Origin of the sequence: Burkholderia sp. Tr-862 (assembly GCF_011753085.1) — a bacterium.
GTDB lineage: Bacteria > Pseudomonadota > Gammaproteobacteria > Burkholderiales > Burkholderiaceae > Burkholderia > Burkholderia ambifaria.
Genome location: NZ_VWWG01000047.1, coordinates 1 through 13,142 on the forward strand (window position 1 = coordinate 1; position 13,142 = coordinate 13,142).

General features: G+C 66.9%; 13 protein-coding genes. 8 read left to right on the forward strand and 5 right to left on the reverse strand.

Annotated elements, in window-relative coordinates:
- Positions 1-174 precede the first annotated feature (174 nt).
- The 8 genes from F3J14_RS15560 to F3J14_RS15595 are packed head-to-tail and all read left to right on the forward strand — an operon-like array spanning position 175 to position 7,390.
- Positions 175-471, forward strand: a complete 297-nt coding sequence (locus F3J14_RS15560; protein ID WP_166723752.1) for a hypothetical protein — start codon at positions 175-177, stop codon at positions 469-471.
- A gap of 25 nt (positions 472-496) precedes the next feature.
- Positions 497-1,765, forward strand: a complete 1,269-nt coding sequence (locus F3J14_RS15565) for a TadE/TadG family type IV pilus assembly protein (RefSeq protein WP_166723753.1) — start codon at positions 497-499, stop codon at positions 1,763-1,765.
- Between the two features lie 13 nt (positions 1,766-1,778).
- Positions 1,779-2,312, forward strand: a complete 534-nt coding sequence (locus F3J14_RS15570; protein WP_166723754.1) for a TadE/TadG family type IV pilus assembly protein — start codon at positions 1,779-1,781, stop codon at positions 2,310-2,312.
- Positions 2,309-2,752, forward strand: coding sequence for a TadE/TadG family type IV pilus assembly protein (locus F3J14_RS15575; RefSeq protein WP_166723755.1), 444 nt, complete (start codon positions 2,309-2,311; stop codon positions 2,750-2,752). Before F3J14_RS15570 ends, F3J14_RS15575 begins: the two co-directional genes overlap by 4 nt.
- A 21-nt stretch (positions 2,753-2,773) precedes the next feature.
- Entirely contained in the window at positions 2,774-3,982 is a 1,209-nt protein-coding gene (locus F3J14_RS15580; protein ID WP_166723756.1) for an AAA family ATPase, read from the forward strand.
- A gap of 19 nt (positions 3,983-4,001) precedes the next feature.
- Positions 4,002-5,369, forward strand: coding sequence for a CpaF family protein (locus F3J14_RS15585; RefSeq protein ID WP_166723757.1), 1,368 nt, complete (start codon positions 4,002-4,004; stop codon positions 5,367-5,369).
- 33 nt (positions 5,370-5,402) lie between these two features.
- Positions 5,403-6,380, forward strand: coding sequence for a type II secretion system F family protein (locus F3J14_RS15590; RefSeq protein ID WP_166723758.1), 978 nt, complete (start codon positions 5,403-5,405; stop codon positions 6,378-6,380).
- Positions 6,381-6,418: 38 nt separating this feature from the next.
- Entirely contained in the window at positions 6,419-7,390 is a 972-nt protein-coding gene (locus F3J14_RS15595) for a type II secretion system F family protein (protein ID WP_166723759.1), read from the forward strand.
- A gap of 721 nt (positions 7,391-8,111) precedes the next feature.
- Here F3J14_RS15595 and F3J14_RS15605 read toward each other — a convergent pair.
- From F3J14_RS15605 to F3J14_RS15625, 5 genes are all read right to left on the reverse strand, one after another.
- Complete coding sequence (locus F3J14_RS15605) at positions 8,112-9,374, reverse strand: serine hydrolase domain-containing protein (protein WP_166723760.1); 1,263 nt, start codon at positions 9,372-9,374, stop codon at positions 8,112-8,114.
- 144 nt (positions 9,375-9,518) lie between these two features.
- Positions 9,519-10,478, reverse strand: coding sequence for a transporter (locus F3J14_RS15610; protein WP_166723761.1), 960 nt, complete (start codon positions 10,476-10,478; stop codon positions 9,519-9,521).
- 33 nt (positions 10,479-10,511) lie between these two features.
- Positions 10,512-11,039 carry a flavin reductase family protein gene (locus tag F3J14_RS15615; RefSeq protein ID WP_166723762.1) on the reverse strand — a complete coding sequence of 176 codons (528 nt, stop codon included), beginning with the start codon at positions 11,037-11,039 and terminating at the stop codon, positions 10,512-10,514.
- Positions 11,040-11,044: 5 nt separating this feature from the next.
- The gene (locus F3J14_RS15620) at positions 11,045-12,283 is read right to left on the reverse strand and encodes a styrene monooxygenase/indole monooxygenase family protein (protein WP_166723763.1); all 1,239 of its coding nucleotides are present in this window, start codon (positions 12,281-12,283) and stop codon (positions 11,045-11,047) included.
- A gap of 63 nt (positions 12,284-12,346) precedes the next feature.
- Positions 12,347-13,135, reverse strand: a complete 789-nt coding sequence (locus F3J14_RS15625) for an SDR family oxidoreductase (protein ID WP_166723764.1) — start codon at positions 13,133-13,135, stop codon at positions 12,347-12,349.
- Positions 13,136-13,142 lie beyond the last annotated feature (7 nt).

Below are 13,142 nucleotides of genomic sequence, written 5' to 3' on the forward strand. Positions count from 1 at the left end.
GCGGATCGCGCGTATCGAAGCCGCAGCCGCGCGCCTCGCGGCGGCCGACTCCGCCACGCCGGCGAAACCTGCGCCGCGTTCGACGCCCAGCGTGCCGGCCGCCCACGCGCAGATCGCGCGGGCGAGCGCGGCACCCCAGTCCACCGATCGTTGAAGCCATCCAAGGGGAAGCTCATGAAATCCGCCTACCTCGTATTCGTGCGCCGCGCGGCGCTTGCCGCCCCGCTCGCGTTCGCACTCGCCGGCTGCATGTCGTCGAGCCCGGTGTGGGACAGCCGCTTCGGCGACTCGGTCCGCGCCGTCACGCAGGCCCAGATCATCGATCCGCATGCCGGGGAACACGCGGCAGCGCACCCGGGGGTCGATGGCCGCGCCGCCGCGTCCGCGCTCGACAGCTACGACAAGTCGTTCAAGCAGCCCGAGCCGAAAGCCAATGCATTCGTGATCGGCATCGGCAAGTCGACGCAATAACACAGGCACGCTCAGGGAGAACGCCATGTCCAGCGCAGCTCGTCATCCGAAGCTCACGCGTCGCGGTCTGCATCGTCAGCAAGGCGCCGTCGCGATCATCGTCGGTCTCGCACTGGCGATGATGATCGGGTTCGTCGGTCTCGCGCTGGACCTCGGCAAGCTGTACGTCACGCGTAGCGAACTGCAGAACAGCGCCGATGCCTGCGCGCTGTCCGCTGCGCGAGACCTTACGTCGGCCATCAGCCTGCAGGTTGCGGAAGCCGACGGCATCGCCGCCGGCCACGCGAATTTCGCGTTCTTTCAGCAGAACGCGGTACAGATGCAGACGGATTCGAACGTCACGTTCAGCGATTCGCTGACCAACTCGTTCCTGACCAAGACGGCGGTCGCCACGCCGGCGAACGTCAAGTACGTGAAGTGCACCGCGCAGTTGAGCAACATCGCGCACTGGTTCATCGAGGTGCTCAACACGATTCCCGGCGTGCGGGTCGCGAACGCGGCGCAGGTCGCGGCCAGCGCGATCGCGACGGTCGGGGCCGGGCAGACCACCTGTGCGATTCCGGTGTTCGTGTGCCGGGCGGCGTCCGCCGCGCCGTACAAGGTGGGTGACTGGATTTCGTCGCCGTCCGGCTCGTCGACGTACGGGCCCGGCAACTTCGGCTGGGCGGCGCTCGATGGCTCGACCAACGAGCCGACCATCGCCAGCGAACTGTCCGGCAACACCTGCAACATCACGTCGCCGCCGGACCTCGGTTCGACGGGCCTGAAGTCCGCGTCGCTGCGCGCCTGGAACACCCGCTTCGGCATCTATACGAATGGTGCCAACGGTTCGAGCGGCCAGCCTGACTTCACCGGCTATGCGTACGTCGGCCCGAACTACGGGCCGCCGGGAACCGCGGGCATCGTCGGTGACGCGTACACGCAGTTCGTGCTCGACCGCGCGAGCTTCAAGGCCTACCAGGGCGACGGTACGCCGCCCACCGGCAGCGGCATCGGGACCAACGGGAGCTACCCGGCCAGCAACTATCAGACCTACGGCGGCGACCGCCGGGTCGCGCTGGCCCCCGAGGGCGACTGCTCGACGCTGAAGGGAAGCAGCGGCAAGGTGCACATCACGCAGTGGGACTGCGTGCTGATGCTCGATCCGCTGCCGTTCAGCCCGGGTGCCGGCGGGGTCGTCGCGCATCTCGAATACCTCGGCACGACGGCATCCGGCACCACGCCCTGCGCGACGCACGGTTTGCCCGGCAGCGGCAGCTCGGCCGGCATCAAGGTGCCGATGCTCGTTCAATAGAGGAGACGCGATCATGAAAAGGGTCCCGATTCGCCGGTCACGCATGCGCGGTGTCGCCGCGGTCGAATTTGCGCTCGTGCTGATGCCGATGATCGTGCTCGCGACCGGCGTAGCCGAGTTCGGCCGCGCGATCTACCAGTACGAGACGCTCACCAAGGCGACGCGCAACGCGGCGCGCTACCTGTCGGTCTTTCTGCCGAGCGACAGCGCGTATCCGCTCGCGGAGGCGCAGTGCCTCGTCGTGTACGGCAGCACCACGTGCGGCTCCGCCGGCACCGAGCTGGTGCCGGGGCTCACAACGTCGATGGTGATCGTCTGCGACGCCACGCATTCGCCCGATTGCGCCGACGCGTCCGACCCGTCGCAGTTCGCGAACCTGCCGACGTACGACTCGACCAACAACGCGGCAAGCGGCACGGCGACCGGCAGCATCAACCTCGTCGAAGTGAAGGTGAAGGGCTATCAGTACCAGCCGATTCCGGCCTACCCGGGGCTGTCGTCGATCACCTTCGGCAACATCGTCACCGTGATGAGGCAAGTGTCATGAACCCGCGCTCCTCTCCGCTGTCGCGCCGTCGCGCCCAACGCGGCTCCACGATCGTCGAATTCGCGCTGATCGCATCGATCCTGATCACGCTGCTGATCGGCATCTTCGAATTCGGGCGCGTGATGTTTTACTGGAACACGGCGAGCGAGGCCATCCGGCTCGGCGCACGCACGGCGATCGTCTGCGACGTGAATGCGGCCGGCGTCGTGAAGCGCGTGAGGTCGCTGATGCCGATCCTGGCCAATTCGAACGTGTCGGTGACCTACTCGCCGTCAGGCTGCGACGTGAGCTCCTGCTCGTTCGTGACCGTCAGCATCAGCAATGTCACTGTCAACACGATGATCCCGATCGCGAACGTTGCGATCACGATGCCGTCGTTCACCACGACGCTGTCGCGGGAAAGCCTGAACTCCTCGACGGGCGGCACCGCCTGTCAATAATCGAACCGACGAGGCACAGTCATGATCAATATCCTCGTAGCCGCCGACGATACCGCCCGGCTCATGCAGATCGCGCGTCTGGTCACCGACAGCGGACACTATCGTGTGACACGTGCGCACGGTCGGCCGTCCCAGATCGAGCATCGAACGGACGGACTCGATTCATTCGATATCCTGCTGATCGACGGTGCGACGACCGATGCGGCCGAGCTGTCGGCGATCGAGCGGATCTGCCGGCTGCACCCGTGCCTGATCGGCATCCTGGTGACCGCGGATGCGGCACCGCATGTGCTGCTGGACGCGATGCGCGCCGGCGCGCGCGACGTGCTGCAGTGGCCGATCGATCCGGCGGCGCTTGCCCGCGCGCTCGAACGCGCCGCCGCGCAAAGCACGCGGCGCGACGGCGGCGATACGCGCTTCGTGTCGTTCATGTCGTGCAAGGGCGGCGCGGGCACGAGCTTCGCCGCGAGCAACGTCGCGTACGAGATCGCCGAAACCCACAAGCGTCGCGTGCTGCTGGTCGATCTGAACCAGCAGTTCGCGGATGCCGCGTTCCTCGTCAGCGACGAGACGCCGCCGTCGACGCTGCCGCAGCTGTGCGCGCAGATCGAGCGGCTCGACGGCGCGTTTCTCGACGCGAGCGTCGCGCACGTGACGCCGACCTTCCACGTGCTGGCGGGCGCGGGCGACCCGGTCAAGGCCGCGGAGATGCGCGAGGATGCGCTCGAATGGATCCTCGGCGTCGCGGCGCCGCGCTACGACTTCGTGATCTTCGATATCGGCGTGAGTATCAATCCGCTGTCGATGATCGCGCTGGATCGCAGCGACCAGATCCAACTCGTGCTGCAGCCCGCGATGCCGCACGTGCGTGCCGGCCGCCGGCTGCTGGAGATTCTCGTGTCGCTCGGCTACCCGGCCGACCAGTTGCGGCTGGTGGTGAACCGGATGACGCGCGCGGGCGAACGCTCCCGCGCCGCGCTCGAGGAAGTGCTCGGCCTGCACGCCAGCTGCACGATACCCGACGACGTCGACACCGTGCGCGAAGCGCTCGACCTCGGGCATCCGGCCTCGCGCGTCGCACGTAGCGCCGCGGTGACGCGGGCATTGCAGGCCTGCGCGAAGCAGATCGTCGAAGGGGACGTGCGCACGCGGCACGGCACGTCCAGCAGCGAACCGTTGATGTCCCGGCTGTTCGGCCGCAAGGCCACGCCGAAGCTCAAGTCCATGTGAATCTTTCGGGGAAACCATCATGTCATTGCGCGAACAGATGTCCTTGCACCGGACGCAGCCGCAGGCGGCGGGCACCGAACCGGCAGGTGCGGCCCATTCGTCGGTACGCAACGCGTACCAGAAGCTGCGCCGTGAAATTCACCTGACGGTGCTCGAACGCGTTGAGCTCGAGCGCTTGTCACGCCTGCCGCAGGAACAGGTCCGGCAGGAAATCTCGTCACTGATCTCGCGCATTCTCGACGAGGAGCGGCTGCTCGCGAACGACATCGAGCGGCGCCAGCTCGCGATCGACGTGTACGACGAAATGTTCGGTTTCGGCCCGCTCGAGTCGCTGCTGCGCGACCCCGGCATCTCCGACATCCTCGTGAACACGTACCGCCAGGTCTACGTCGAGCGCAGCGGCCAGCTCGAGCTGACCGACGTGACGTTCTACGACGATGCGCACCTGATGAAGGTGATCGAGAAGATCGTGTCGCGGGTCGGGCGGCGCATCGACGAATCGACCCCGATGGTGGATGCGCGCCTGCCGGACGGCTCGCGCGTGAACGCGATCATTCCGCCGTCGGCGATCGACGGGCCGCTGATGTCGATCCGCCGCTTCGCGGTCAACCCGCTGAAGATGGACGACCTCGTGAGTTACCAGAGCCTTACGCCGCCGATGGCGGAACTGCTCGACGCGCTGGCCCGGGCGAAAGTAAACGTGCTCGTGTCGGGTGGCACCGGCAGCGGCAAGACGACGTTGCTCAACATCCTGTCGGGCTTCATTCCGCGCGCGGAGCGGATCGTGACGATCGAGGATGCGGCCGAGCTGCAACTGCAGCAACCGCACGTGCTGCGGCTCGAAACGCGGCCGCCGAACATCGAGGGCAAGGGCGAGATCACGCAACGCACGCTCGTGCGCAACGCGCTGCGGATGCGGCCGGACCGGATCATTCTCGGCGAAGTGCGCGGCGCGGAAGCGCTCGACATGCTCAATGCGATGAACACCGGCCACGAAGGCTCGCTCGCGACGATCCACGCGAACACGCCACGCGACGCGCTCACGCGGCTCGAGAACATGATCAGCGTCGGCGGCCTGACGCTGCCGCCGAAGACGATGCGCCAGCAGATCGCGTCGGCGATCTCGGTGGTGGTCCAGGCGACGCGGCTCACCGACGGCAAGCGCAAGATCGTCAGCATCCAGGAGTTGACCGGGATGGAAGGCGACATCATCAACATGCAGGAGATCTTCACGTTCAAGCGCACCGGCATGGATCGCGACGGTACGGTGCGCGGACACTTCTGCGCGACCGGCGTGCGGCCGAAGTTCGCCGAGCGGCTGCAGGCGTTCGGCATCAACCTGCCGGATTCGCTGTACGACCCGGCGCAGCATTACGAGACGAAGTGACGACGCGCCATCGTCTGATTCCGGGGAGGCCTCATGGACTCGATCTATTACGGTTTTGTGATTCTCACCTTCGTCGCGGTCGTGCTCGCGATCGAGGGCGTCTATCAATGGTGGAACGCGCGTCACGGTGCCGCGGCACGCCGGCTCGAGTCGCGCCTGCGCGCGATGTCGGCCGGCGGCAGCGTGCAGCAGGAGCGACTGTCGATTCTCAAGAAGCGGATGCTCGACGAGTCGAAGCCGTTCGACCGGCTGCTGATGCGGGTGCCGCGCATTCAGGCGCTGGACCTGGTGCTGCAGCAGTCGGGGCTCGACTGGACGGTCGCGAAGCTGGTCGTGATCAGCGCCGTATTGCCGGTCACGGCGGCGCTCGTCCTGACCGTCACCCCGTTGCCGCTGATCGCCGTGCTGCCGATTGCGCTGCTGACCGCATGCTTGCCGGCCATGTACGTGATGCGGCATCGCAACCGCCGGATGCTCAAGCTCGAGCGCCAGCTGCCGGATATCTGCGACATGATCGCGCGCGCGTTGCGCTCCGGCCACTCGTTCTCGAGCGCGCTCGGGATGGTCGGCGAGGAGTTTCCCGATCCGATGGGCGGTGAATTCCGGATCACGTTCGACGAGATCAACTACGGCGTGTCGCTGCACGATGCGCTGGTGAACCTCGCGACGCGCGTGCCGGCCAACGACCTGCGCTACTTCGTGATCGCGGTGCTGATCCAGCGCGAAACCGGCGGCAACCTGGCCGAGCTGCTCGACAGCATCGCGTCACTGGTGCGCGAGCGCTTCAAGCTGTTCGACAAGGTCCGCGTGCTGTCGGCGGAAGGGCGGCTGTCGGCCTGGATCCTCGGGCTGCTGCCGTTCGGGACCGCGGCCATGATGGCAATGTTGAACCGGGAGTTTCTGTCGGTGCTCTGGCAGGATCCGGCCGGCATCAAGATGGTCGGCGCGATGCTGGGGTCGATGGCATTCGGCCTGCTGTGGATTCGCCGCATCATCCGGATTCGCGTCTGACGCGTGTCTCAGGCTTCACGAACCGATTCGAGGCTGTCATGCAAAACCTGAGCGTAATACATACCGTGATGCTGGCCGGCTTGTTCATCTTCGTCGCCGGCGGCGTGCTGGTCGCGATGCTGCTGTTTGCGCCGCGCAACATCGAGCGCCGGATTCAGCAGGCGAGCGGGGCAAGTGTGGGCATCGGCGGCGGTGCGGACGGCGACGGGCAAACATCGCGCTGGATCGCGAAACTCGTCGAGCTGTCGCAACCGATTTCCCGGCTGTCGGTGCCGCAGGAGGGCTGGGAGAATTCCCCGCTGCGGATCCGGCTGATGAATGCCGGCTGGCGCAATCCGAACGCGGGCGCGCTTTACTTCGCGGCGAAGACGGTGCTCGCGCTGGTGCTGCCAGGCGCGGCGCTGCTGGCGCTCGCCACGACGCGGCTCACGGATCAGCGCATGTTGCTGTCGTTCATCCTCGTCGCGCTCGCCGGGATCGGCTACTACGTGCCGAATGTGATCCTCTCGCGGCGGATCGCGACGCGTCAGCGGGTGATCTTCGAGGAGTTTCCGGATGCGCTCGACTTGCTGACCGTCTGCGTCGAAGCCGGGCTCGGGCTCGATGCGGCGCTGATGCGGGTGAGCGAGGAGCTGCGCTTTCGCAGCGAAGTGGTCGCGGGCGAGCTCGACTTGCTGCTGCTCGAGATGCGTTCCGGGTTCACGAAGGAAACCGCGCTGCGCAATTTCGCGCTGCGCACCGGCGTCGAGGATATCGAATCGTTCTGCGCGATGCTGATCCAGGCCGACCGCTTCGGCACGAGCATCGCCGAATCGCTGCGCGTGCTGTCCGACATGCTGCGCACGCGGCGGCGGATGCGCGCCGAGGAGCGGGCCGCGAAGATCGCGCTGAAGCTGCTGTTCCCGCTGATCTTCAACATCTTCCCGGCACTCATGTGCGTGTTGCTCGGCCCGGCGATGATTCACGTGTATCGCGTGCTGCTGCCGTCCTTCGCCAGCATCGGACACTGAGTACCGGCGCGGGTGGCCGCGCGAAACGGATTGGCGTGCCGGCCCGGCAGCACCGGTCGGCTGGCACGGTAAGGTCTTCATGGGAGGCTCCTCCTCCCCCCGGGCGGCGCCGCGAGACAGGTCGATCATAGCGGCGTCAACGCAACCCGGACCCATGGTCGACCCTGGATACAGCCGTAGTCCACTGCCCGCGCGGGTGGCCCCCTACGGTTAATCGCAAACGCAGCCGCGGCAGCGCGCCGGCCGGACGGGAAATCAGCCCGGCAAGGCCGGTGATCCTCGACCTCTCCCACGGCGACACGCAGATCTCGGCGTTTTGCCGTCGCAAGCAGATCCGCGCGAACCGCAGCCCGTACTACGACGAAGTCGACATCGTGCTGCACCATGCGGGCAACGGCAAGACCTGCTGGTTTCACGCGGAGAAGGGCGGCACGGCCGGCATGAACGCAGCGCGCGTGCCGCCGCCGAACGAGACGACGCCGCCGCCCGGCCATCCGTCCGCGGCCGAGTTCTGGTGGAAGGCGGCCGCGACCGCGTCGAAGCGCTGCGTGTCGTGTCACGACGCGAGGCCGGTCATGTACAGCCCGTGGATCGGGCAGGTATGGAACAAGGTGCCGACCGATCCGTGGGGCAAGTACGTGAATCTCGGCGCCGACCACGCCGGCGGCGCAGGCGGCCCAGGCGGTGAAATAGGCCGCCCGCGATTGCCGGCGCCACCGTGTCACGGCCGCCCCTCGCTCGGCACGTCCGACGCCTTGCTGAGCTCGGCCATGATGATTCGCGCGATCTCGTTGGCCGGTGCGCGTCCGTCGGGGCCGGCCCCCGTGTTCGCCCACGTGACGATCGTCGTCTTCGTCGCCGGGTCGTAGCCGGCGAATGTATTGAAGCCCGGGATTTCACCGGTGTGTCCGTAGAACGTACCGAACTTCGCGAGCCCCATGCAGTAGCTGGCCGATGCGGGATCCGACGGATCGATCGGCGTGCAGCTCGCGAGCCGTTGCGCCTGCAGGTCGGCGTTCAGGTAGCCGCCGCCAACCATGCGCTGCACGTACGCACCCAGTTCGGTCGCGGTCGAGATGCCGGAGCCGGCCGTCCATGCCCATGACGTATTGACGGTCGTGACGTTGGTCGGCTGCAGCGTGCCGTTTTTCGCGGCCGCCTGGCGTGCCGGGGACAGCGCGTCGCTGTCGATCGTCTCGGTATTGGTGCCCCACTGATAGCCCTGCGGCGACGGCGCGGGCAGCGCCGTGTTGTCCTGCGGCGGCAGGGCGGTTTCGGTCAGGCCGAGCGGCGCGAACAGCCGCGTCCGGATCGCATCGGCGGCGCTCATGCCGGTGAGCTGCTGGATGATCAGGCCGAGCAGCACGGTATTCGTGTTCGAGTAGCGGAAATCCGCGCCCGGCGCGAAATAGACCGGCTGGCTCTCCGCGATGCCCAACAGCTCATCGGTGGTCCACACCTTGTCAGGCTGCGCATCCAGCGTCTGGTTGAACGCGAGATTCGTCGAGTAGTTATAGAGGCCGCTGCGCATGGTCAGCAACTGCTCGATCGTGATCGAGTCGCCGTTCGGCACGTTGGCGACGTACTGGCTGACGTGATCGGTCAGGTGCAGCCTGCCTTCCTGCACGAGTTGCAGGATCACCGTGCCCGTCCACGTCTTCGTCACGCTGCCGACGCGGAAGTGCGCGTTCGTCGGGATCGGCGTGTTCGTGCCGCGCACGGCCGTGCCGAACGACGCGAGCCAGTTGCCTTGTGGCGATTGCACATAGACGACGGCGCCGGGCGTCATCGTATCCGCGAGCAATGCGTGGATCTGCGGACGCGCCTCGGTCGCGTAGGCCGGTTCGCCAGAGCTCACCGAGCTGTCGCCGCCGCAGGAGGAAACCGCGATGCCGACGGCCAGCACCGGTGCAATCGCCGCCACGCGACGCATCAGCCGCTTGGCGGCGCGCGGGAAAAGCCGGGGAGGAGCAGAAGTCGCCATCGCGTGTTCCCTTCCTGTTCGTGATGTCTTGGTGTCTCCTTGCCATCCCCAGAACTATAGGACACGCATTCACGCGCCGAAGGTGTACGTTGAATTCGTCATACGATACCGACCCCGCCCGACGCCGGCGGCCGGTCTTGCGCGCTATTGAAAGTGATGCACGTACCGCAGCACCATCCGCGTGCCCTGCGGCCGGTTGCGCGCATAGACCTCGAAATACGCGTTGAACATCAGGTGATCCTGCGGCGAGAAGCTGACCATCGCGCCCGGCCCGATCGCCAGCACGGCTTCCCGCGTGCCGGCAACATCCTGGCCGTTCGCCTTCATGTCGGTGGTTTGGCGCAGCCAGTAGCCGTTGAGCCCCAGCCGCAGCCCGGGCCGCACTTCGTACTCCGTCGCGAAGTTCGCATGCACGGCCTGACCGGCCTGCGTCGACGTCACGTCGGGCCCGAGCGCGGTCGCCGGCTCATGATTGGTCGCATTCCACAAATAGTGCAGCCGCCATGACACGGTCCATTTCGGCGTGACCCAGAACGTCGCGGCCCAGTACGGATCGAACGACCAGAAATGGCTGCCCGGATTGATCGCACGCGCCGGATCGTAGGCGCCCGTCGGCGCGATGAACTGGAATTCCACCCGCTGCGCGAAGCGCGGGCCGTGCGCGCCCATCACGGGATCGAACTGGATGAACGGGCCGACCAGCAGGTCGCCGAACCCGGCACGGGAATTCAGCGCGACGTTGCCGATCCCGTCGTTGGTATGCACGGACGCCACCCACGGCAGGATCACGTCGAGCCCCGGATGCATGCCGCCGAACGTCAGCGGCGACTGGTAGACGAGCTGGCTCAACCCCGCGAACAGGTCGATGTCCTGCTTCGGCAGCCCGACCTTGTTGCCGGCATTGTCGTTGATGCGGCCGGCCGTGTAGTACTCGAGATACTGCGTGCCGTACCAGCCGGCGCCGGCCGGCGGCATCCCGTCGAGAAAGCTGGTCATCCCGAGGTTGACCGCCGGCAGGTCGGTCGCATGGGCCGGCGCGGGGCCGGTCAGGCCGGCGAACACGAGGCCTGCAATCGCAAGCAGGCGAGAGCCGCATTTCATCATCACCATCTCCTGGGTATTGATTGGTATCACTGATCAAACGGCGCGAGAAAAATCGGGATGCGCCGAGATCGCGCGATACTGGCCCGCGTGGAACACGAGCGGCGCATGGCCGTTCGTATCGAATGCCTCGATCTGGCCGATGAACAGCAGGTGGTCGCCGCCTTCGTAATGGCCGACGTTGCGGCACACGAAGCGCGCGCTCGTGCCGTCGAGGCAGGGCACGCCGCCCGCATCGGCGTCCATGTGCGGCACGCCGTCGAACTTGTCGGCGCTCGGCGTCGCGAAACGGCGCGACAGTTCGATTTGGTCGTGCGCGAGGATGTTGATCGCGAAGTGCGTGGCCGCGACGAAATCGGGGCGGCTCGGCGCCACCTTGCGCAGGCTCCACAGCACGAGCGGCGGGTCGAGCGACAGCGACGAGAACGAATTCGCGGTGAGGCCGACCTTGCGCCCGTCCGGCGCGCGCGTGGTGATCACGGTAACGCCGGTCGGAAACTGTCCGAATGCGGCGCGCAGTTGCAGCGGATCGAGGGCCGGATGGCAGGAAGCGGTGGTGTCCATGTCGCTTACTCCGAACGCTCGGCGTGTTCGCGGATCAGCGCCGCGCAGGCCGACGGGTCGAACCACCACGGCGTGAACTGGCGCGGATCGTCGAAGCCGTTGACGATCGTGGCGGCCAGCGTCGGCAACTGGCCGGCGGCGCCGAGCAGTTCGAGAATGTGCGGCGGCGGCGGGGTGAGCAGCGAGTTGGTCCAGCGCACGACGTGCTGCGCGTACCCCCAGTAGCGTTCGAACGTTTCGTGCATCCAGCCTTCGTCGAACGGCGCGGCTTCGCGCGCGAGGATCGCGTCGCCGTACACCTTCGCGCATTTCGCCGCATTGTTCGAGCCCTGGCCGGTGATCGGATCGTTGACGACCACCGCATCGGCCATGCCGAACACGGTGTGGCCCGACGGCAGGCGGAAGAACGGCTTGCGCACGGTCGGCGTGAAGCGCCCGGACAGCGTGCCGTTCGCGTCGGTGAGTTCGACGTCGCGGCAGCGTTCGAATTCCCACGGCACGTACTGCTGCAGGAACGACAGGCTGCGGTCGAGATGCTGCTCGGGTGTCTTCACGTCGGCCCAGCAGTCGAGCGGGCCGCCGGGGATGCCTTCGAACACCATGATTTCGCACGGGCCCGTCGTGGTCAGCGCCGGGAACACGAAGTATTCGCCGATGCCGGGCAGCAGGTTGAAGCGCACCCGCGAATACGGCTGGCTCGGCGTCATTCCCTTCACGTAGGTGAGGGCCAGCGCGCGTTGCGGGCGCTCGAACGCGCTGCGCGCGTCGTCGCGGCCCAACAGGTTGACGATTTCGCCCTTGCCGGCCGCGAGCAGCACGAGATCGTGGCTGCGCGCGAGATCCTCGAGTTCCGGCACGCCGACGTCGCAGATGCGCACGTCGGCGCCGCGGCGCTCGATCGCGTCGAGCCAGTCGGCCATCTTCACGCGCTGGTCGACCGATTGTGCGTAGCGGGTCAGCCGCGACGACCAGTCGATCGCCTTGCGGCCGTTGCCTTCCGGATGCGGCACCGCGATGCCGATGCCCTCGACGGACGGGCACGCTTCTTCCCAGGTGTTCAGGCCGAGATCGCGCTCGATCTGCAGCGCGGTATGGAACATGCACTGGCTCGACATGACCTTGCCGGTACGGATCTGTTGCGCGTCGCGGTTGGTCGCGAGCGTGACGTGATAGCCCTGGTCGAGCAGCGTGAAGGCGAGTTGCAGGCCGGACTGGCCGGCGCCGACGATAGCGATGCGTTTCATGACGAAATCCTTGGTAGAACGAATGACTCGGATCGGAATAGGGGCAGTAGAAACGGCTTGCGGTTACTCTGCGAGGCGCGGAATCGCCGGCACCGCCTGCTCGGGGCCCATCGCGGAATAGCCGCCGTCCACCGCGTAGTCGGCGCCCGTCACGAAGCTCGCGGCGTCGCTGCACAGGAACGTGACGACCTGCGCGACTTCCTCCGGATCGCCGACACGGCCGAGCAGATGAAACGGCGCGGCCACGCGATCGGTCTTCGCGCGGTCGCCGTGCGTCAGCTCGTCCATCACGCGTGACCACGTCCAGCCGGGCGACACCGAGTTGACGCGAATCCGGTCGGCGGCGAGATCCATCGCCATGCTGCGCGTGAGCTGGCGCATCGCGGCCTTCGAGGTCGGGTAGAGCCAGCGGCCGGTCTGCGCGCATTGCGCGGAGATCGAACTGAAGTTCACGATCGCGCCGCCGCCGCGCCGCGTCAGGTGCGGATGAACGGCCTTGACCAGCATCGCGGCCGAGACGACGTTGACGTCCATCGCCGCGAGCCAGTCGCGACGCGACGCCTGGATGCCGTTGTCGACGTAGCTGCACGCGAGGTTGATCAGCAGGTCGATCGCGCCGAAGCGTTCGGCGACGGCCGATACCGCGTGTTCGATCGCGCGGTCGTCGGTGATGTCGGTCGCGATGAACATCCCGCGTTCGCCGAGCGTATCGGCCACGCGCGCGCCGTTTTCCGCATCGAGATCGAGGATCGCGACGCATGCGCCGGCGCGGCTCAGGTCCTGCGCGACGGCGGCGCCGATCAGCGTGGCGCCGCCGGTGACGAGCGCGACTTTGCCAGCAAGGGCAGTCATGGAGTGT

What these genes read in the sequence shown, in the direction of transcription:
- F3J14_RS15585 (WP_166723757.1), top strand. Translation starts at nt 4,002, where the DNA reads ATGTCATTGCGCGAACAGATGTCCTTGCACCGGACGCAGCCGCAGGCG.
- F3J14_RS15575 (WP_166723755.1), top strand. Translation starts at nt 2,309, where the DNA reads ATGAACCCGCGCTCCTCTCCGCTGTCGCGCCGTCGCGCCCAACGCGGC.
- F3J14_RS15615 (WP_166723762.1), bottom strand. Translation starts at nt 11,039, where the DNA reads ATGGACACCACCGCTTCCTGCCATCCGGCCCTCGATCCGCTGCAACTG.
- F3J14_RS15605 (WP_166723760.1), bottom strand. Translation starts at nt 9,374, where the DNA reads ATGGCGACTTCTGCTCCTCCCCGGCTTTTCCCGCGCGCCGCCAAGCGG.
- F3J14_RS15610 (WP_166723761.1), bottom strand. Translation starts at nt 10,478, where the DNA reads ATGATGAAATGCGGCTCTCGCCTGCTTGCGATTGCAGGCCTCGTGTTC.
- F3J14_RS15580 (WP_166723756.1), top strand. Translation starts at nt 2,774, where the DNA reads ATGATCAATATCCTCGTAGCCGCCGACGATACCGCCCGGCTCATGCAG.
- F3J14_RS15590 (WP_166723758.1), top strand. Translation starts at nt 5,403, where the DNA reads ATGGACTCGATCTATTACGGTTTTGTGATTCTCACCTTCGTCGCGGTC.
- F3J14_RS15570 (WP_166723754.1), top strand. Translation starts at nt 1,779, where the DNA reads ATGAAAAGGGTCCCGATTCGCCGGTCACGCATGCGCGGTGTCGCCGCG.
- F3J14_RS15625 (WP_166723764.1), bottom strand. Translation starts at nt 13,135, where the DNA reads ATGACTGCCCTTGCTGGCAAAGTCGCGCTCGTCACCGGCGGCGCCACG.
- F3J14_RS15560 (WP_166723752.1), top strand. Translation starts at nt 175, where the DNA reads ATGAAATCCGCCTACCTCGTATTCGTGCGCCGCGCGGCGCTTGCCGCC.
- F3J14_RS15595 (WP_166723759.1), top strand. Translation starts at nt 6,419, where the DNA reads ATGCAAAACCTGAGCGTAATACATACCGTGATGCTGGCCGGCTTGTTC.
- F3J14_RS15565 (WP_166723753.1), top strand. Translation starts at nt 497, where the DNA reads ATGTCCAGCGCAGCTCGTCATCCGAAGCTCACGCGTCGCGGTCTGCAT.
- F3J14_RS15620 (WP_166723763.1), bottom strand. Translation starts at nt 12,283, where the DNA reads ATGAAACGCATCGCTATCGTCGGCGCCGGCCAGTCCGGCCTGCAACTC.